17 protein-coding genes are annotated in these 18,429 nt (G+C 56.0%); 16 read left to right on the plus strand and 1 reads right to left on the minus strand.

Annotation, left to right across the window (positions count from 1 at the left end; all coding sequences use genetic code 11):
* Positions 1-106 precede the first annotated feature (106 nt).
* From udk to asmA, 3 genes are all read left to right on the plus strand, one after another.
* Positions 107-748, plus strand: coding sequence for a uridine kinase (gene udk / locus MOQ06_RS07085; RefSeq protein WP_148418246.1), 642 nt, complete (start codon positions 107-109; stop codon positions 746-748).
* Positions 749-839: 91 nt separating this feature from the next.
* The gene (gene dcd / locus MOQ06_RS07090) at positions 840-1,421 is read left to right on the plus strand and encodes a dCTP deaminase (RefSeq protein ID WP_006811250.1); all 582 of its coding nucleotides are present in this window, start codon (positions 840-842) and stop codon (positions 1,419-1,421) included.
* 23 nt (positions 1,422-1,444) lie between these two features.
* Positions 1,445-3,295, plus strand: a complete 1,851-nt coding sequence (asmA, locus tag MOQ06_RS07095) for an outer membrane assembly protein AsmA (protein WP_242172191.1) — start codon at positions 1,445-1,447, stop codon at positions 3,293-3,295.
* 90 nt (positions 3,296-3,385) lie between these two features.
* Here asmA and MOQ06_RS07100 read toward each other — a convergent pair whose 3' ends face one another.
* Complete coding sequence (locus MOQ06_RS07100) at positions 3,386-4,969, minus strand: TerC family protein (protein ID WP_148418294.1); 1,584 nt, start codon at positions 4,967-4,969, stop codon at positions 3,386-3,388.
* A 693-nt stretch (positions 4,970-5,662) separates the two neighbouring features.
* Here MOQ06_RS07100 and MOQ06_RS07105 point away from each other — a divergent pair.
* The 13 genes from MOQ06_RS07105 (at position 5,663) to wcaI (ending at position 18,426) form a co-directional block, all read left to right on the plus strand.
* Entirely contained in the window at positions 5,663-6,799 is a 1,137-nt protein-coding gene (locus tag MOQ06_RS07105) for a polysaccharide export protein (RefSeq protein ID WP_148418244.1), read from the plus strand.
* Positions 6,800-6,805: 6 nt separating this feature from the next.
* A complete protein-coding gene (gene wzb, locus MOQ06_RS07110; protein WP_148418243.1) occupies positions 6,806-7,249 on the plus strand; it encodes a low molecular weight protein-tyrosine-phosphatase Wzb in 444 nt (147 codons plus the stop codon).
* 2 nt (positions 7,250-7,251) lie between these two features.
* Positions 7,252-9,414: a tyrosine-protein kinase Wzc gene (wzc, locus tag MOQ06_RS07115; RefSeq protein ID WP_242172193.1), complete on the plus strand. Its 2,163-nt coding sequence runs from the start codon at positions 7,252-7,254 to the stop codon at positions 9,412-9,414.
* A gap of 122 nt (positions 9,415-9,536) precedes the next feature.
* A complete protein-coding gene (gene wcaA / locus MOQ06_RS07120) occupies positions 9,537-10,379 on the plus strand; it encodes a colanic acid biosynthesis glycosyltransferase WcaA (protein ID WP_017693085.1) in 843 nt (280 codons plus the stop codon).
* On the plus strand, positions 10,379-10,870 hold the full coding sequence (wcaB, locus tag MOQ06_RS07125; RefSeq protein ID WP_148418241.1) for a colanic acid biosynthesis acetyltransferase WcaB: 492 nt from the start codon (positions 10,379-10,381) through the stop codon (positions 10,868-10,870). The genes wcaA and wcaB overlap by 1 nt, the downstream gene beginning before the upstream one ends.
* Positions 10,867-12,084, plus strand: a complete 1,218-nt coding sequence (gene wcaC / locus MOQ06_RS07130; RefSeq protein WP_242172195.1) for a colanic acid biosynthesis glycosyltransferase WcaC — start codon at positions 10,867-10,869, stop codon at positions 12,082-12,084. Before wcaB ends, wcaC begins: the two co-directional genes overlap by 4 nt.
* Entirely contained in the window at positions 12,059-13,279 is a 1,221-nt protein-coding gene (wcaD, locus tag MOQ06_RS07135) for a colanic acid polymerase WcaD (RefSeq protein WP_148418239.1), read from the plus strand. Before wcaC ends, wcaD begins: the two co-directional genes overlap by 26 nt.
* A gap of 16 nt (positions 13,280-13,295) precedes the next feature.
* Complete coding sequence (gene wcaE, locus MOQ06_RS07140; protein ID WP_242172196.1) at positions 13,296-14,042, plus strand: colanic acid biosynthesis glycosyltransferase WcaE; 747 nt, start codon at positions 13,296-13,298, stop codon at positions 14,040-14,042.
* A gap of 16 nt (positions 14,043-14,058) precedes the next feature.
* Positions 14,059-14,613, plus strand: a complete 555-nt coding sequence (wcaF, locus tag MOQ06_RS07145; RefSeq protein ID WP_176609934.1) for a colanic acid biosynthesis acetyltransferase WcaF — start codon at positions 14,059-14,061, stop codon at positions 14,611-14,613.
* Positions 14,614-14,634: 21 nt separating this feature from the next.
* Positions 14,635-15,756, plus strand: a complete 1,122-nt coding sequence (gene gmd, locus MOQ06_RS07150; protein ID WP_003863514.1) for a GDP-mannose 4,6-dehydratase — start codon at positions 14,635-14,637, stop codon at positions 15,754-15,756.
* A gap of 2 nt (positions 15,757-15,758) precedes the next feature.
* Positions 15,759-16,724 (plus strand): GDP-L-fucose synthase, encoded by a 966-nt coding sequence (locus tag MOQ06_RS07155; protein WP_148418236.1) that lies wholly within the window; start codon positions 15,759-15,761, stop codon positions 16,722-16,724.
* Positions 16,725-16,726: 2 nt separating this feature from the next.
* Complete coding sequence (locus MOQ06_RS07160; RefSeq protein ID WP_242173218.1) at positions 16,727-17,206, plus strand: GDP-mannose mannosyl hydrolase; 480 nt, start codon at positions 16,727-16,729, stop codon at positions 17,204-17,206.
* Positions 17,203-18,426 (plus strand): colanic acid biosynthesis fucosyltransferase WcaI, encoded by a 1,224-nt coding sequence (gene wcaI, locus MOQ06_RS07165; RefSeq protein WP_242172197.1) that lies wholly within the window; start codon positions 17,203-17,205, stop codon positions 18,424-18,426. Before MOQ06_RS07160 ends, wcaI begins: the two co-directional genes overlap by 4 nt.
* Positions 18,427-18,429: the final 3 nt, after the last annotated feature.

Genomic DNA, 18,429 nt, shown 5'->3' on the forward strand with positions numbered 1-18,429 from the left:
CCTGCGCATTCGACTGGTATCACGCCCCCGAAATCCCTATAATTGCCGCGTTTGACGCTCCGGCGTCGTCCTTCCTTACATCCAGGTTAATCAGGTCGCTAAATTTATGACTGATAAGTCTCATCAGTGCGTCATCATAGGCATCGCCGGCGCATCGGCTTCAGGTAAAAGTCTTATTGCCAGTACGCTTTATCGTGAACTGCGTGAACAGGTAGGTGATGAGCATATCGGTGTTATTCCCGAAGACAGCTATTACAAAGATCAATCCCATCTTTCGATGGAAGAGCGCGTAAAAACCAACTATGACCACCCCAGTGCAATGGATCACAGCCTGCTGTTCCAGCATCTGGAAGCGCTGAAGCGCGGCGAGGCCATTGAACTGCCCGTCTACAGCTACGTAGAACATACCCGCACCCGAGAAACGATCCGCATCGAGCCGAAAAAGGTCATTATCCTTGAAGGGATTTTGCTGCTCACCGACGCCCGCCTGCGCGAATCAATGAACTTCTCGATTTTCGTCGACACCCCTCTGGATATCTGCCTGATGCGTCGCATCAAACGCGACGTTAACGAACGCGGCCGCTCCATGGACTCCGTGATGGCGCAATATCAAAAGACCGTTCGCCCGATGTTCCTGCAATTTATTGAGCCTTCGAAACAGTACGCCGATATTATCGTGCCTCGCGGCGGTAAAAACCGTATTGCAATTGATATCTTAAAAGCGAAAATCAGTCAGTTTTTTGAATAAGCCGTGTGAATTGTGTACCGTTCAGAGATAACCTGGTTTTGCCCTGAGCCCGTAAGGCTTCAGGGCGCGATGCACGAAAGGAGAAAGTGCCATGCGTCTTTGTGACCGCGATATAGAAGCCTGGCTGGATGAAGGCCGTCTGTCCATCACCCCGCGTCCGCCGGTTGAGCGTATTAACGGCGTGACCGTTGACGTGCGTCTGGGGAATAAATTCCGCACCTTCAGCGGCCACACGGCACCGTTTATCGACCTGAGCGGTCCGAAAGACGAAGTCAGCGCGGCGCTGGATCGCGTCATGAGCGACGAAATCGTCATCGAAGAAGGAGAGGCGTTTTATCTCCATCCGGGTGAGCTGGCGCTGGCGGTGACCTTTGAATCCGTCACACTGCCTGCGGATCTGGTGGGCTGGCTTGACGGACGTTCATCGCTGGCGCGCCTGGGCCTGATGGTGCACGTCACCGCGCACCGTATCGATCCGGGCTGGTCGGGTCGAATCGTGCTGGAATTCTTTAATGCCGGTAAACTGCCGCTGGCCCTGCGTCCCGGGATGATGATCGGTGCGCTGAGCTTTGAACCGCTGACAGGCCCGGCAGACCGTCCTTATAACCGCCGCCAGGACGCAAAATATCGCGACCAGCAGGGTGCGGTTGCCAGTCGTATCGATAAAGACTGATTTGTAAGTTCACTGAGGAAGCCATGAGAAGAGTTCTGACGACGCTGATGATTTTGCTGGTGGTGCTGGTGGCTGGCCTTTCAGCGTTAGTTCTGCTGGTTAATCCGAATGACTTCCGTGCCTATATGGTGCGGCAGGTTGAAGCGCGCAGCGGTTATGAACTCAAGCTGGACGGGCCGCTGCGCTGGCACGTCTGGCCTCAGCTCAGTATTCTCTCAGGACGCATGTCGCTCACCGCACCGGGGGCCGCGCAGCCGCTGGTCACGGCGGACAATATGCGTCTTGATGTCTCACTCATTCCGCTTCTGTCGCATCAGCTTCAGGTGGATCAGGTGATGCTGAAAGGGGCGGTGATTCAGCTTACCCCCCAGACCGAAGCCGTTCGCCAGGCGGACGCGCCGGTCGCGCCGCGTGAAAACACCCTGCCTGACGTTCCCTCCGATGCCGGCTGGTCGTTTGACATTGCTAATCTGAAAGTGGCTGACAGCGTGCTGGTTTTCCAGCACGAGGACGACGAACAGATCACCGTACGCAATATCAATCTCAAAATGGAGCAGGACGCCAGCCATAACGCCACCATGGAGTTCTCCGGGCGCATCAACCGCAACCAGCGGGATCTCAACCTGTCGATAAACGCCAACGTGAACGCGTCTGACTACCCGCACCAGCTGACGGCGGACGTTCAGCAGCTGAGCTGGCAGCTCACCGGAGCAGACTTACCGACGAAAGGGATTGCCGGAAAGGGCACCATGCAGGCGGTGTGGCACGAAGAGCGCAAGCAGCTGGAGCTGAACGCGCTCAACCTCCAGGCCAACGACAGTAGCCTGAAGGGACAGGCGAGCGTCACGCTTGCAGAGAAACCCGGTTGGGTGCTGGATCTGCAATTTGACAGGCTGAACCTGGAGAACCTGCTTGCGCCTCAGCCGGTTAACGCGTCCGATGGCTCCGTCACCCAGGTGGGTCAAAGCCAGGCAACGCAGTCGCGTCCGGTGATCTCCTCGAATCTCGATCGGCCTGACTACAACGGCCTGCGCGGGTTTACCGCCGATATTCTGCTGAAGGCCAACACCGTGCGCTGGCGCGGCATTGATTTTACCGACGTCAGCAGCCAGATGTTTAACCGCAATGGCCTGCTGGTTATCTCCGACCTCAGCGGAAAAATGGGGGCCGGGAGCCTTTCGCTGCCGGGCACCCTGGACGTGCGCAGCGACGTTGCCAGCGCCGCGTTCCAGCCGCGTCTGGAAAACGTCGAGATTGGCACGATCCTGAAGGCCTTTAACTATCCGATTGCCCTTACGGGGCAGCTGACGCTGGCGGGGGATTTCTCCGGCACGAAGATTGATGCTGACGCCTTCCGCCGCAGCTGGCAGGGTAAGGCGCACGTGGAGCTGAAAGACTCGCGCATGGAGGGGCTGAACTTCCAGCAGCTGGTGCAGCAGGCGGTGGAGCGCAGCAGCAGCGTGAAGGCGAACGAGAACTACGACAGCGCAACCCGTCTCGACAGCTTTACCAGCGAGCTGGCACTCGACAACGGTCAGCTAACGCTGGACGGGATGCAGGGGACCTCGTCTCTGCTGGCGCTGACCGGGAGCGGAGCGCTGGATCTGGTGAAAGAGACGGCGGACACCCACTTCAAGGTGCGCGTGATGGCCGGCTGGGAAGGTGAAGGAGAGCTTGTCGACTTCCTGAAAGAGACGCCGATCCCGCTGAGCGTTTACGGGAAATGGCAGGAGCTGAACTACAGCCTGCAGGTCGACCAGATCCTGCGTAAGCATCTTCAGGATGAAGCGAAACGTCGGCTGAATGACTGGGCGGACCGTAATAAGGAGTCTCAGTCCGGCAAGGACGTGAAAAAACTGCTGGATAAGCTTTGATGTTTGTTGTGCCGGGCGGCGGCTTCGCCTTTCCCGGCCTGCAAAACCACGCTTCAAAAGGCCGGGTATGCGCAGCGCTACCCGGCTTTTTTACACCTCAAAATCCGCTTCATCCGCAGCGTGCAGCGGTATCAGCTGAACCTTCTGCACGCGATGGCTCTCCACCTGCAGCGTTTTGATCGTGTAATCCCCCACCTGTACTTCTTCCCCCGGCTGCGGAATGCGTTGCAGATGCTCCATCAGCAAACCGGCAATGGTGTGGTATTCGCGCTTCTCGTCCAGCGGAAGCGGGACGAACTGCACCAGATCCTCAAGCGGCATATGGCCGTTCGCGGTCCAGCTACCGTCGGCGTTCTTCTGGATATCGTGGCGGGCGTCGATCTCATCAACTTCATTGGGCAGATTGCCGGCAATGGTTTCCATGACGTCGCTGAGCGTCACCAGCCCTTCCACCGATCCAAATTCATCCACCACAAACGCGAAGTGGGTACGCGCGTTGCGGAACTGCTCCAGCGCGGAGAGTAACGGCAGCGCTTCCGGGAAAACCAGCGGCTGGCGCACCAGCGCGCGCAGGTTGAGCGGCTCGCCGTGAAGCTGCTGCTGCAGTAGGTCGATTACGTGCACCACGCCCAGCAGCTCTTCTTCCTCTTCCCCGCCGGTAACCACCACCCGGGTGTGCTGGTTTTTATCCAGCAGCGCGCGGATCTGCTCTTCCGGTGCCGTCAGGTCAACGTGCTCAATGTCGTGGCGGGAGGTCATGATGCTGCTGACCGAGCGCTGGTTGAGGTTAAGCACGCGCTCAATCATGCGCCGCTCCTGCGGGTTGAATATCTGTCCGTCGCTGTGATCGGCAAGCATCGCAGCGGATTCGGCGTCCAGCTCGGCATCCTCTTTTTTGCCGCTCAGCAGGCGCATGACCGTATCTGCGGTGCGCTGGCGCAGCGTCTGGTTCGCCGAAAGGAAACGGCGGCGGTTGAATATGGCCAGCTGGTTCAGGAACTCAATCAGCACCGAGAAGCCAATCGCGGCGTACAGATACCCCTTCGGAATATGGAATCCAAATCCGTCGGCCACCAGGCTAAAGCCAATCATCAGCAGGAAGCTCAGGCACAGGATCACGATGGTGGGGTGGCTGTTCACAAACCGCGTCAGGGCTTTACTCGCCAGCACCATCAGGGTGATGGCGATGATAACGGCGGCCATCATGACGGCCAGGTGGTCCACCATCCCGACGGCGGTGATCACGGAGTCGAGAGAGAAGACGGCGTCCAGCACCACGATTTGCGCCACCACCGGCCAGAATTTTGCGCCGCGTCGCTGGGTGGGATTTTCGCTGTCTTTACCTTCCAGCCGCTCGTTAAGCTCTACCGTGGCTTTGAACAGCAGGAACAGCCCGCCGAACAGCATTATCAGGTCGCGGGCGCTAAAGCTCATGCTCTGCACGCTGAACAGGGGTTTGGTCAGCGTAACCAGCCAGGATATCGAGGCGAGCAGCAGCAGGCGCATCACCATGGCGAGCAGCAGGCCCGTCACGCGCGCGCGGTCGCGCTGCGAGGGAGGCAATTTATCGGCAAGGATGGCGATAAACACCAGGTTATCAATGCCGAGCACTAATTCAATGACGACCAGCGTCACCAGCCCGGCCCAGATCGATGGATCGGCAATCCATTCCATAGTAAACACAATACCTTCTGTTATATGACTAATGTCACACTTCGATCATGGATAAAGCCGAGGGAAATTGCAATGCCGAGCTGAGATTTCTCTTAATGCTGCCTCAAGGTAAAACCGAATTTGCCCATGGTGTAAATAAGTTAATTGCGAAGATTTAATTACGAAGAACGATATTTAGGATATATCGCAATGAATGGTTTTGGCGTCTGTTTTGTCAATATAAAGAAAATCCGAAAACATCAAAACTTTGCTATTAATATTAATCTTAAAAAACAATATTAGGACGGTTGTCTCCTTGCCTGCTATTAGGTTAGCTGCAACAATTCTCCCAGCATCAAATGTTAAATTTCCTTGTTGCTATTTTAGTTTTGGCCTTTTGCGAGGTTTATTCTTTATCGGCCGCGTGTTCGAAGTGGCTGATATATTTTGCAAATGGCCTTGATTAAGAGGGTGTCTATCCATAAAGCATTGTTTAGTCAGTGGATTGGTAACTGAAAGCCAAGGGCGGTAGCGTGCCTGAAAGCGTGTGAATCAGCCTCAATTATTCTGTCAATAGTCAATGGATGAATAAGCTTTTTTTAGGACTGATGCCAGTTAAATTGCTAAATGATTAACTGCATTCTGATTGTCACCACGACCCGCGCTTATTTAAATTGCACAGGATAATTACTCTGCCAAAGTGATAAATAATCAATGATGAAATCCAAAATGAAATTGATGCCATTATTGGTGTCTGTGACCTTGATGAGTGGTTGCACGGTCTTTCCCGGCAGCAATATGTCAACAATGGGCAAGGATGTGATTAAGCAGCAGGACGCTGATTTTGATCTCGACAAAATGGTGAATGTGTATCCATTAACCCCACGTCTGGTGGAACAATTACGCCCACGTCCAAATGTTGCTCAGCCAAATATGTCTCTGGACCAGGAAATTGCGTCTTATCAGTACCGCGTAGGTCCCGGCGACGTGATTAACGTCACCGTCTGGGATCACCCGGAACTGACCACCCCTGCGGGCCAGTACCGCAGCTCAAGCGACACCGGTAACTGGGTACAGTCCGATGGCACCATGTTCTATCCCTACATTGGCAAAGTGCATGTTGCGGGCAAAACGCTTGCTGAGATCCGTAGTGATATTACCGGCCGCTTAGCGCAGTACATTGCTGACCCGCAGGTGGACGTTAATATCGCCGCGTTCCGATCCCAGAAAGCCTATATCTCCGGCCAGGTCAATAAGTCCGGTCAGCAGGCCATTACCAACGTACCGCTCACGGTACTGGATGCGATCAACGCCGCAGGCGGTTTAACCGACGGCGCCGACTGGCGCAACGTGGTGCTCACCCACAACGGTAAAGAGCAGCGCATCTCCCTCCAGGCGCTGATGCAAAACGGCGACCTGACCCAGAACCGCCTGCTCTATCCGGGCGACATCCTGTACGTGCCGCGCAACGACGATCTGAAAGTGTTCGTGATGGGTGAAGTGAAGAAACAGAGCACCCTCAAGATGGACTTCAGCGGTATGACCCTGACCGAAGCGCTGGGCAATGCGGAAGGCATCGATCTGACCGCCTCCAACGCCAGCGGTATCTTCGTGATCCGTCCGATCAAGGGCGAGAACGCGAAAGGCAAGATTGCCAACATCTACCAGCTGGATATGTCCGACGCGACGTCCCTGGTCATGGCTACGGCGTTCCGCCTGCAGCCTTACGATGTGGTCTATGTCACCACCGCGCCGGTTGCCCGCTGGAACCGTCTGATCAACCAGTTGCTGCCTACCATCAGTGGCGTTCGCTACATGACGGATACGGCGAGCGACATTCATACCTGGTAAGCCGCGATGTTTAACAAAATTCTGGTGGTGTGCGTGGGGAACATTTGCCGTTCCCCCACGGCTGAAAGGCTGCTGAAAAATTACCAGCCTGGGTTAACGGTCGACTCCGCAGGGCTGGGGGCGCTGGTTGGTAAAGGCGCCGACGAGCGCGCCTCAAGCGTAGCCCTCGAACATAACCTCTCACTCGACGGGCACGTTGCCCGTCAGGTCTCTGGCCGGATGTGCCGGGAATATGACCTGATCCTCGCGATGGAAAAACGCCACATTCACGCGCTGTGCGATATCGCACCGGAGATGCGCGGCAAGGTGATGCTGTTTGGTCACTGGGACGGTGAGCGCGAAATTCCCGATCCGTATCGCAAGAGCCGCGAGGCCTTTGAGGCGGTATACACCTTACTAGACCAGTCTGCCCGCCAGTGGGCGCAGGCACTGAAAGCTCAGCAGGGATAACAATGACAGAAAAAACAAAAGCTTCTGCCGCCCCGACGTCGGGCAGTGATGAAATTGATATCGGTCGCCTGGTCGGCACCGTTATTGAAGCGAAATGGTGGGTGCTGGGTATTACCGCCGTCTTTGCCGTGGCGGCGGTCATATATACGCTGTTCGCGACGCCAATCTACAGCGCCGACGCGCTGGTGCAGATTGAACAAAACACCGGTAACTCGCTGGTTCAGGATATCGGCTCGGCGCTGGCCAACAAGCCACCGGCATCGGAAGCCGAAATTCAGCTGATCCAGTCGCGCCTGGTGCTGGGCAAAACGGTTCACGATCTGGGGCTGGATATTGCGGTTACGAAAAACACCTTCCCGGTGTTTGGTGCAGGCTGGGATCGCCTGATGGGGCGCAGTAACGATACGGTAAAAGTCACCGACTTCGTGATACCAAAAGGGGCAGGGGACCAGGTCTTTACCCTTACCGTGCTGGGGCCAAAACAGTATCAGCTGACCAGCGACGCGGGCTTCAGCGCGCGCGGTGAAGTGGGGCAGATGCTGACCAAAGACGGCGTCAGCTTCAGGGTAGGCGCCATCAACGCGCACGAGGGCGGCGAGTTTACGGTTACTAAATTCTCTACCCTCGGGATGATCAACAACCTGCAAAACAACCTCACCGTCACCGAAAACGGCAAGGACACCGGTGTTCTGAGCATGACTTTCACCGGTGAAGATAAGGACAAAATCCGCGACATCCTGAACAGCATCACCCGCAACTACCTTGAGCAAAATATTGAGCGCAAGTCTGCGGAAGCGGCGAAAAGCCTGGCGTTCCTCAGCAAACAGCTGCCGGAAGTGCGCGCGCGTCTGGACGACGCCGAGAACAAGCTGAACGCTTACCGTCAGGATAAAGACTCCGTCGACCTGCCGCTGGAGGCGAAATCGGTTCTCGACTCAATGGTCAATATTGATGCGCAGCTGAACGAGCTGACCTTCAAAGAGGCGGAAATTTCCAAGCTCTACACAAAACGTCACCCGGCCTACCGCACGCTGCTGGAGAAACGTCGTACCCTGGAAGAAGAAAAAGCGAAGCTGAACGACCGCGTAACCGCGATGCCGAAGACGCAGCAGGAAATCGTGCGCCTGACGCGTGATGTGGAATCCGGCCAGCAGGTCTACATGCAGCTGCTGAACAAACAGCAGGAGCTGAAAATCACCGAGGCCAGCACCGTCGGCGACGTGCGTATCGTTGACCCGGCGATCACCCAGCCTGGCGTGCTGAAGCCGAAGAAAGCGCTGATTATCCTCGGCAGCATTATTCTGGGCCTGATGCTCTCTATCGTCGGCGTGCTGCTGCGCTCCCTGTTCAACCGCGGTATCGAAAGCCCGCAGGTGCTGGAAGAGAACGGCATCAGCGTTTACGCGAGCATTCCGCTCTCCGAGTGGCAGAAGACCCGTGACAGCGTCAAAACCGTCAAGGGCGTTAAGCGCTACAAGCAGAGCCAGCTGCTGGCCGTGGGTAACCCGACCGATCTGGCCATTGAAGCGGTACGCAGCCTGCGTACCAGCCTCCACTTCGCCATGATGCAGGCCAAAAACAACGTTCTGATGATGACCGGCGTTAGCCCGTCAATTGGTAAAACCTTCGTCTGTGCCAACCTGGCGGCGGTGGTGAGCCAGACCAACAAGCGCGTGCTGCTGATCGACTGCGATATGCGTAAGGGCTACACCCACGAGCTGCTGGGCACCAACAACGTTAACGGCCTGTCGGAGATCCTGCTGGGTAAAGGGGAAATCAGCGAGAGCGCCAAGCCGACCTCGATTCCGAAATTTGACCTGATCCCGCGCGGCCAGGTACCGCCGAACCCGTCTGAACTGCTGATGAGCGAGCGCTTCACGCAGCTGATTGAGTGGGCGAGCAAAAACTATGACCTGGTGCTGATCGATACGCCGCCGATTCTGGCCGTGACCGATGCCGCCGTGGTCGGACGCCACGCGGGCACCACGCTGATGGTCGCACGCTACGCGGTGAACACCCTGAAGGAAGTGGAAACCAGCCTGAGCCGCTTCGAGCAGAACGGTATTGAGGTGAAGGGGGTGATCCTGAACTCCATCTTCCGCCGCGCGACGGGCTATCAGGATTACGGTTATTACGAGTACGAATATAAGTCTGACAGTAAATAACAAAACACACCCCACACCCCTCACCCTAACCCTCTCCCCTGAAGGGAGAGGGGACTGTTCGGTGCGGCCTTTCACCCTCTCCCCTGTGGGGAGAGGGCCGGGGTGAGGGGTAGGAGGAAAATATGACCACACAACGCCCTTTAATTTCTATCTATATGCCGACATGGAACCGTCAGCAGCTGGCGATCCGCGCGATTAAATCGGTGCTGCGTCAGGACTACGATAACTGGGAACTTATCATCGTGGATGACTGTTCCTCCTCTTACGAACAGCTGCAAAAGTTTGTCGAAGACCTGAACGATCCGCGCGTGATGTACACGCACAACGCCATCAACTCCGGGGCGTGCGCGGTGCGCAACCAGGCGATTATGCAGGCGAAAGGGCAGTATCTCACCGGCATCGACGACGATGACGAATGGACGCCAAACCGTCTGTCGATCTTCCTGTCGCACAAGGCGCAGCTGGTGACCCACGCGTTTCTGTACGCTAACGACTATGTCTGCCAGGGCGAGGTGTACTCCCAGCCGGCAAGCCTGCCGCTGTATCCGAAATCGCCGTATTCCCGCCGCCTGTTCTACAAGCGCAACATTATTGGCAATCAGGTCTTTACCTGGGCCTGGCGCTTTAAGGAGTGCCTGTTCGATACCGAACTGAAGGCCGCGCAGGACTACGACATCTTCCTGCGCATGGTGGTGGAGTACGGCGAGCCGTGGAAGGTGGAAGAGGCCACGCAGATCCTGCACATCAATCACGGGGAGATGCAAATCACCTCGTCACCGAAAAAATTCTCGGGCTACTTCCATTTTTACCGCAAGCACAAGGACAAGTTTGACCGTGCCAGCCGGAAGTACCAGCTCTTTACCCTCTATCAGATCCGCAACAAGCGCATGAACTGGCGCACCCTGCTGACGCTGCTGTCCGTGCGTAACGGCAAGCGTCTGGCCGATGGACTTCGGGGGAAATAATGTTTCTGGAAGATTGCCGCGCAAACAGCTGGAGCCTGCGCCCGTGCTGCATGGTTCTGGCCTACCGCATTGCCCACTTTTGCTCCGTGTGGCGCAAGAAAAATGTCTTAAATAACCTCTGGGCCGCGCCGGTGCTGGTGCTCTACCGCATTATCACCGAATGCTTTTTTGGCTACGAAATTCAGGCTGCCGCCACCATCGGCCGCCGCTTTACCATTCACCACGGCTATGGGGTTGTCATCAACAAGTTCGTTGTCGCGGGCGATGATTTCACCATTCGCCACGCGGTGACGATCGGCAACCGCGGGCCGGACAGCCTGGCATGTCCGGTAATCGGCAATAACGTCGAGCTGGGCGCGAACGTGGTGATCGTTGGTGATATTACCGTGGGCAATAACGTGACGATTGGCGCAGGCAGCGTGGTGCTGGACAGCATTCCGGACAACGCGCTGGTAGTGGGCGAAAAAGCCCGCGTGAAGGTGATTAAATGAACATTCTGCAATTTAACGTGCGCCTCGCCGAGGGCGGGGCGGCTGGCGTAGCGCTGGATCTGCACCAGCGCGCGCTGCAAAAAGGGTTACAGTCGCGCTTTGTTTACGGTTACGGCAAAGGCGGCAAGAAAAGCGTCAGCCATGACAACTATCCGCAGGTGCTGAAGCAGACGCCGCGTCTGACCTCCATCGCCAATATTGCGCTGTTCCGCCTGTTTAACCGCGACCTGTTCGGCAACCTGAATAATCTCTACCGCACCGTTACCCGCACCAGCGGCCCGGTTGTGCTGCACTTTCACGTGCTGCACAGCTACTGGCTGAATCTGGAAGAGGTGGTGGCGTTTTGCGGCAAGGTAAAAGCGCATAAGCCGGACGTCCGATTCGTCTGGACGCTGCACGATCACTGGAGCGTGACCGGCCGCTGCGCCTTTACCGACGGCTGTGAAGGCTGGAAAAACGCCTGCCAGAAGTGCCCGACCCTGAGCAACTATCCGCCGGTGAAGGTGGATCGCGCGCACCAGCTGGTTGACGGTAAGCGTCAGCTGTTCCGCGACATGCTCGCGCTCGGCTGTACCTTTATTTCCCCAAGCCAGCACGTGGCGGACGCCTTCAACAGCCTGTACGGGGCTGGGCGCTGCAGGATTATTAACAACGGTATCGACGTGGCGACGGAAGAGATTCTGGCGGAACTGACGCCGGTGGCGGAAACGGCGGGCCGGCCGAAAATCGCCATCGTCGCCCACGATCTGCGCTACGACGGTAAAACCAACCAGCAGCTGGTGCGCGACATGATGGCGCTCGGCGACAGGATTGAACTGCACACCTTCGGCAAATTTTCCCCGTTTGAAGGGGCGAACGTGGTAAATCACGGGTTCGAAACCGACAAGCGCAAGCTGATGAGCGCCCTCAACGGCATGGATGCGCTGGTGTTCAGCTCGCGGGTAGACAACTATCCGCTGATCCTGTGCGAAGCGCTCTCTATTGGCGTGCCGGTCATCGCAACCCACAGCGACGCGGCGCGTGAAGTGCTGGAGAAATCAGGCGGAAAAACCTTCAGCGAAAACGAGGTGCTGCCGCTGGTGCAGATGCCGAAGGCCGACATTGCGCAGGCCGTTTTTGGCACCGACCTGGAATCGTTCCGCAACCGCAGCCGCAAGGCCTACAGTGGACAACAGATGCTGGAGGAGTATGTCTCGTTCTATCAGAATCTGTAGCTATCTGCTGCTGCCGCTGATCTACCTGCTGGTCAACGTCAAGATTGCCCAGCTCGGCGAAAGTTTCCCGATCACCATCGTCACCTTCCTGCCGGTTCTGCTGTTGCTTTACGTTGACAGGCTCAACCTTAAAAAGCTGATGATTGCGCTGGGCATCGGGTTTGGCCTGACGGCGTTTAACTACATCTTTGGCCAGTCGCTGGACGCCAGCAAATATGTCACCTCCACCATGCTGTTTGTTTATATCGTCATAATTATCGGCATGGTCTGGAGTATTCGTTTTAAAACTATCTCCCCGCACAATTATAGGAAAATCCTCAGGTTCTTTTATATTGTCGTTGGGATGATTGTCGTGCTTGCGGCACTGGAGATGGCGCAAATTATTTTGACGGGCGGCAGTAGCCTGATGGAAATAATTTCGAAATATCTTATATACAGTAACAGCTATGTACTGAACTTCATTAAGTTTGGCGGCAAGCGAACCACGGCGCTCTATTTTGAACCGGCGTTCTTTGCTCTGGCATTAATCTCAATTTGGCTCAGCATCAAACAGTTCGGTATCAAAACCCCTAAAACCGATGCTATGATTCTTGCAGGAATCGTTCTGTCTGGGTCGTTCTCCGGGGTAATGACGTTTATCCTGTTTTACCTGCTGGAGTGGGCGTTCCAGTACCTGAACAAAGAGGCGATTAAGAAAAAACTGCCGCTGGCGATTATCTCCCTGACGGTGTTTTTAGTGGGCGTAATATTTGCGTTTCCGTACATCTCAGAACGCCTGGGTGATTTGGGAACGGAAGGCTCGTCGTCCTATTATCGCATCATCGGTCCACTGGTGATGGTGGGTTATTCCTTAACCCATATTGATGGTGTAGTAAGATTCGGCTCACTTTACGAATATGTTGCATCATTCGGAATCTTTAACGGTGCGGATGTCGGTAAAACCATAGACAATGGTCTGTATCTGTTAATTATTTATTTTTCCTGGTTCGCCGTACTGTTGACGCTGTGGTATCTGTTTAAAGTTTTCAAAATGATGATTAACGCGTTTGGTGATAACCAAAACTTTCGCGTGCAGCTTTATCTGTTCACACCGGTGTCGTTGTTTTTCACCGGGTCAATATTTAGCCCGGAATATGCTTTCTTGATTGTCTGCCCGTTTATTTTGCGAAAGGCGCTGAATATTACGAGCGTATGACGAAATGAGGTGATTTATGTTTCTTAGCGTCATTACTGTCGCTTTTCGTAATTACGAAGGGGTGGTAAAAACCTGGCGCTCGCTGCGCAACCTGGCGCGCGATCCGAGCCTCACCTTTGAGTGGATCGTGGTCGATGGCGGCTCGAACGACGGCACGGCAGAGTTTCTGGAAAAACTCAACGGTGAGTTCAACTTGCGCTACATCAGCGAGAAAGATAAAGGCATTTACGATGCGATGAATAAAGGCATCACGATGGCGCAGGGCCGTTACGCCATCTTCCTCAATTCCGGCGACGTGTTCCATGAAGACGTGGCGTTATTTGCCCGTCAGCTCGCGCGCCAGAAAGAGGACGCCATGTTTATCGGTGATGCGCTGCTTGATTTCGGTGATGGGAAAAAAGTGCTGCGCGGCGCGAAGCCCGGCTGGTATATCTACCACAGCCTGCCGGCCAGCCATCAGGCTATTTTCTTCCCGATGAGTGGCCTGAAAAAGCAGCCTTACGACTTGCAATATAAAGTGTCGTCCGATTATGCCCTGGCCGCCAGCCTGTACAAATCCGGTTACCCGTTCCGTCGTATTAAAGGGCTGGTATCTGAATTTTCAATGGGCGGCGTGTCAACCTCGAATAATCTGGAGTTGTGCCAGGATGCAAAAAACGTGCAGCGTAAAATATTACGCGTGCCGGGGTTCTGGGCGGAATTATCTTATTTATTACGTCTGAAAACGACGGGTAAAGCGAAAGCCTTATATAACAAAGCCTGAGATATAAGGAAATGTAATGCAGGAATTAAACGGATTCTCCGTGCCGAAAGGCTTTCGGGGCGGGAGCGGTATTAAAGTTCAGCTGTGGTGGGCCGTACAGGCAACGTTATTTGCCTGGTCGCCGCAGATAATGTACCGCTGGCGAGCATTTTTATTGCGCCTGTTTGGCGCAAAAATCGGAAAAAACGTAGTCATTCGACCTTCGGTAAAAATTACCTACCCCTGGAAATTAACGCTTGGGGATTACGCCTGGGTAGGGGATGACGCGGTGTTATATACCCTGGGCGAGATTACGATTGGCGCAAACTCGGTGGTTTCACAGAAGTGTTATTTGTGCACCGGCAGCCACGATTTTATGAGTCCGCATTTTGATATTACCGCTTCGCCAATTGCGATCGGCGAAAAATGCTGGCTGGCAACGGATGTATTTGTTGCACCGGGTGTTTCTGTTGGCGATGGCACGGTTGTTGGTGCCCGCAGCAGCGTTTTTAAATCGCTACCGGCAAATAAAGTTTGCCGTGGCAACCCCGCAGTGGTGATACGCGAACGCGTTGAAACTGAAAAACTTTGATAAGTACAGAGGAATATAAACATGTCTAAAGTCGCTCTCATCACCGGCGTTACCGGGCAGGATGGTTCTTACCTGGCAGAATTGCTGCTGGAAAAAGGTTATGAAGTTCACGGTATTAAGCGTCGTGCTTCTTCATTCAACACCGAGCGTGTCGATCACATTTACCAGGATCCGCATGCGGCTAACCCGAAATTCCACCTGCATTACGGCGACCTGACCGATACCTCCAACCTGACCCGCATCCTGCAGGAAGTGCAGCCGGATGAAGTCTACAACCTGGGGGCGATGAGCCACGTTGCGGTTTCTTTCGAATCTCCGGAATACACCGCTGACGTTGACGCCATGGGTACCCTGCGTCTGCTGGAAGCGATTCGCTTCCTCGGTCTTGAGAAGAAAACCCGCTTCTACCAGGCATCCACCTCCGAGCTGTACGGCCTGGTGCAGGAAATTCCACAGAAAGAGACCACGCCGTTCTATCCACGTTCTCCGTATGCGGTAGCGAAGCTGTACGCGTACTGGATCACCGTGAACTACCGTGAATCCTACGGCATGTACGCCTGTAACGGCATCCTGTTCAACCACGAATCCCCGCGTCGCGGCGAAACCTTCGTGACCCGCAAAATCACCCGCGCTATCGCCAACATTGCTCAGGGTCTGGAATCCTGCCTGCACCTCGGCAACATGGATTCCCTGCGCGACTGGGGCCATGCGAAAGACTACGTGAAGATGCAGTGGATGATGCTTCAGCAGGAGCAGCCAGAAGACTTCGTCATCGCGACCGGCGTGCAGTATTCCGTGCGTCAGTTCGTTGAGATGGCTGCGGCACAGCTAGGTATCAAGCTGCGCTTCGAAGGCACCGGCGTGGAAGAGAAGGGTATCGTGGTTTCCGTGACCGGCCACGACGCGCCGGGCGTGAAGCCAGGCGACGTGATTGTCCAGGTTGACCCGCGTTACTTCCGTCCTGCTGAAGTGGAAACCCTGCTGGGCGACCCAACCAAAGCGCACGAGAAGCTGGGCTGGAAACCAGAAACCACTCTGCAGGAGATGGTATCCGAGATGGTGGCCAAAGATCTTGAAGCAGCGAAAAAACACTCTCTGCTCAAGTCTCATGGCTACGAGGTTGCCATCGCGCTGGAGTCCTGAGAATGACCAAACAACGTATTTTTGTCGCCGGTCATCGCGGAATGGTGGGTTCCGCGATTGTCCGCCAGCTGGAGCAGCGCGGTGACGTTGAGGTGCTGGTTCGCACCCGCGACGAGCTGAACCTGCTTGACAGCAAAGCGGTGCAGGACTTTTTTGCCAGCGAGCGTATCGACCAGGTGTATCTGGCGGCGGCAAAGGTGGGCGGCATTGTCGCTAACAACACCTACCCGGCGGATTTCATCTACGAGAACATGATGATTGAGAGCAACATTATTCACGCGGCGCATCTGCACAATGTGAACAAGCTGCTGTTCCTCGGCTCATCCTGTATCTACCCGAAAATGGCGAAGCAGCCGATCGCCGAAAGCGAACTGCTGCAGGGCACGCTGGAAGCCACCAACGAGCCGTACGCGATTGCCAAAATTGCCGGGATCAAGCTGTGCGAGTCCTACAACCGTCAGTACAACCGCGACTATCGCTCGGTGATGCCGACTAACCTGTACGGTCCGCACGACAACTTCCACCCGAGCAACTCGCACGTGATCCCGGCGCTGCTGCGCCGCTTCCACGAGGCGACCGCCGAAAACGCGCCGGATGTGGTGGTGTGGGGGAGCGGTACGCCGATGCGCGAGTTCCTGCACGTAGACGATATGGCGGCGGCCAGCATTCACGTGATGGAGCTGGATCGCGAGGTGTGGCAGGAAAACACCGAGCCGATGCTGTCGCACATCAACGTGGGTACCGGCGTCGACTGCACCATTCGCGAGCTGGCACAGACCATCGCGCAGGTGGTGGGCTACAAGGGCCGCGTGGTGTTTGACGCCACCAAACCGGACGGCACGCCGCGCAAGCTGCTGGACGTGACCCGTCTGCATCAGCTGGGCTGGTATCACGAGGTGTCGCTGGAGCAGGGGCTGGCCAGCACCTACCAGTGGTTCCTGGAAAACCAGCACCGCTTCCGGGGGTAATGATGTTTTTAAGTCAGGAAGATTTTGCCACGGTCGTTCGTTCCACTCCGCTCATCTCAGTTGACTTGATCGTGGAGAACGAACGCGGCGAGTTCTTGCTGGGGAAACGAACCAATCGTCCTGCACAGGGCTTCTGGTTCGTGCCCGGCGGGCGCGTGCAGAAGGATGAGACGCTGAGCGATGCGTTTGAGCGTCTCACTCTGGCGGAACTGGGCCAGCACCTGCCGATGGCAGCGGGCCAGTTTTACGGGGTCTGGCAGCACTTCTATGACGATAACTTTTCAGGCACGGACTTTACTACGCACTACATCGTGCTGGGGTTCCGCCTGAAGGTGAGTGAGGCAGACCTGCGTCTGCCTGATTCTCAGCATGACGACTACCGCTGGCTGACGCCAGAGGCGCTGCTTGCCAGCGACAATGTGCACGACAACAGTCGTGCCTATTTCCTGGCAGATCGTCAGTCCGGAGTGCCGGGCTTATGAAAATTTTGGTGTATGGAATCAACTACTCGCCGGAGCTGACCGGCATCGGGAAATACACCGGCGAGATGGTCGAGTGGATGGCGAGCCAGGGGCACGACGTGCGTGTTATTACCGCGCCGCCGTACTATCCGGAGTGGAAGGTAGGCGAGCGCTATTCAAGCTGGCGTTATCGCCGCGAAGAGGGCGCGGCGACCGTCTGGCGCTGCCCGCTCTACGTGCCGAAGCAGCCCTCGACGCTGAAACGTTTAATTCATCTGGGCAGCTTTGCCCTGAGCAGCTTCTTCCCGCTGATGGCGCAGCGCCGCTGGAAGCCGGATCGCATCATCGGCGTGGTGCCAACGCTGTTTTGCACGCCGGGCATGCGCCTGCTGGGGAAACTCTCCGGCGCGCGCACCCTGCTGCACATCCAGGATTATGAAGTGGACGCGATGCTCGGCCTCGGAATGGCGGGCAAGGGCAAGGGCGGCAAGGTGGCGAAGCTCGCCAGCGCCTTCGAGCGCAGCGGGCTGCTCAACGTGGATTACGTCTCCACCATCTCGCGCTCGATGATGAATAAGGCGCAGGAGAAGGGCGTCCCGGCCCGGAAGGTGATTTTCTTCCCGAACTGGTCCGAGGTGGCGCGTTTTCGCGACGTAACGGAAAGCGACGCGCAGGCGTTACGCGCGCAGCTCGGTTTGCCTGATGGTCATAAAATCATTCTTTACTCGGGCAACATCGGCGAAAAGCAGGGGCTGGAGAGCGTGATTGACGCCGCGCTTCAGCTGAGCGAACACCCGTGGACGTTCGTGATTGTCGGGCAGGGCGGCGGCAAGGCGCGCCTGGAAAAAATGGCCAGCGAGCGCGGCCTGACCAACGTCCGCTTCTTCCCGCTTCAGTCTTATGACGCGCTGCCCGCGCTGCTGAAAATGGCGGACTGCCATCTGGTGGTGCAAAAACGCGGCGCGGCGGATGCGGTGCTGCCGTCCAAGCTGACCAACATTCTGGCGGTGGGCGGCAACGCGGTAATAACGGCAGAAGCCGATACCGAATTAGGCCAGCTGTGCAACAGCTACCCGGGCATTGCCGTTTGCGTGGAGCCGGAATCGGTTCCCGCGCTGGTGACCGGAATTGAGCAGGCGCTTGCCATGCCAAAAGAGAACACGGTGGCACGTGAATATGCCGAATGCACGCTCGAGAAAGAGAACGTGCTGAGCCAATTTATTGCAGATATACGGGGATAAATC

The sequence above is a fragment of the Enterobacter sp. I4 genome, assembly GCF_022669095.1.
Lineage (GTDB): Bacteria > Pseudomonadota > Gammaproteobacteria > Enterobacterales > Enterobacteriaceae > Enterobacter > Enterobacter pasteurii.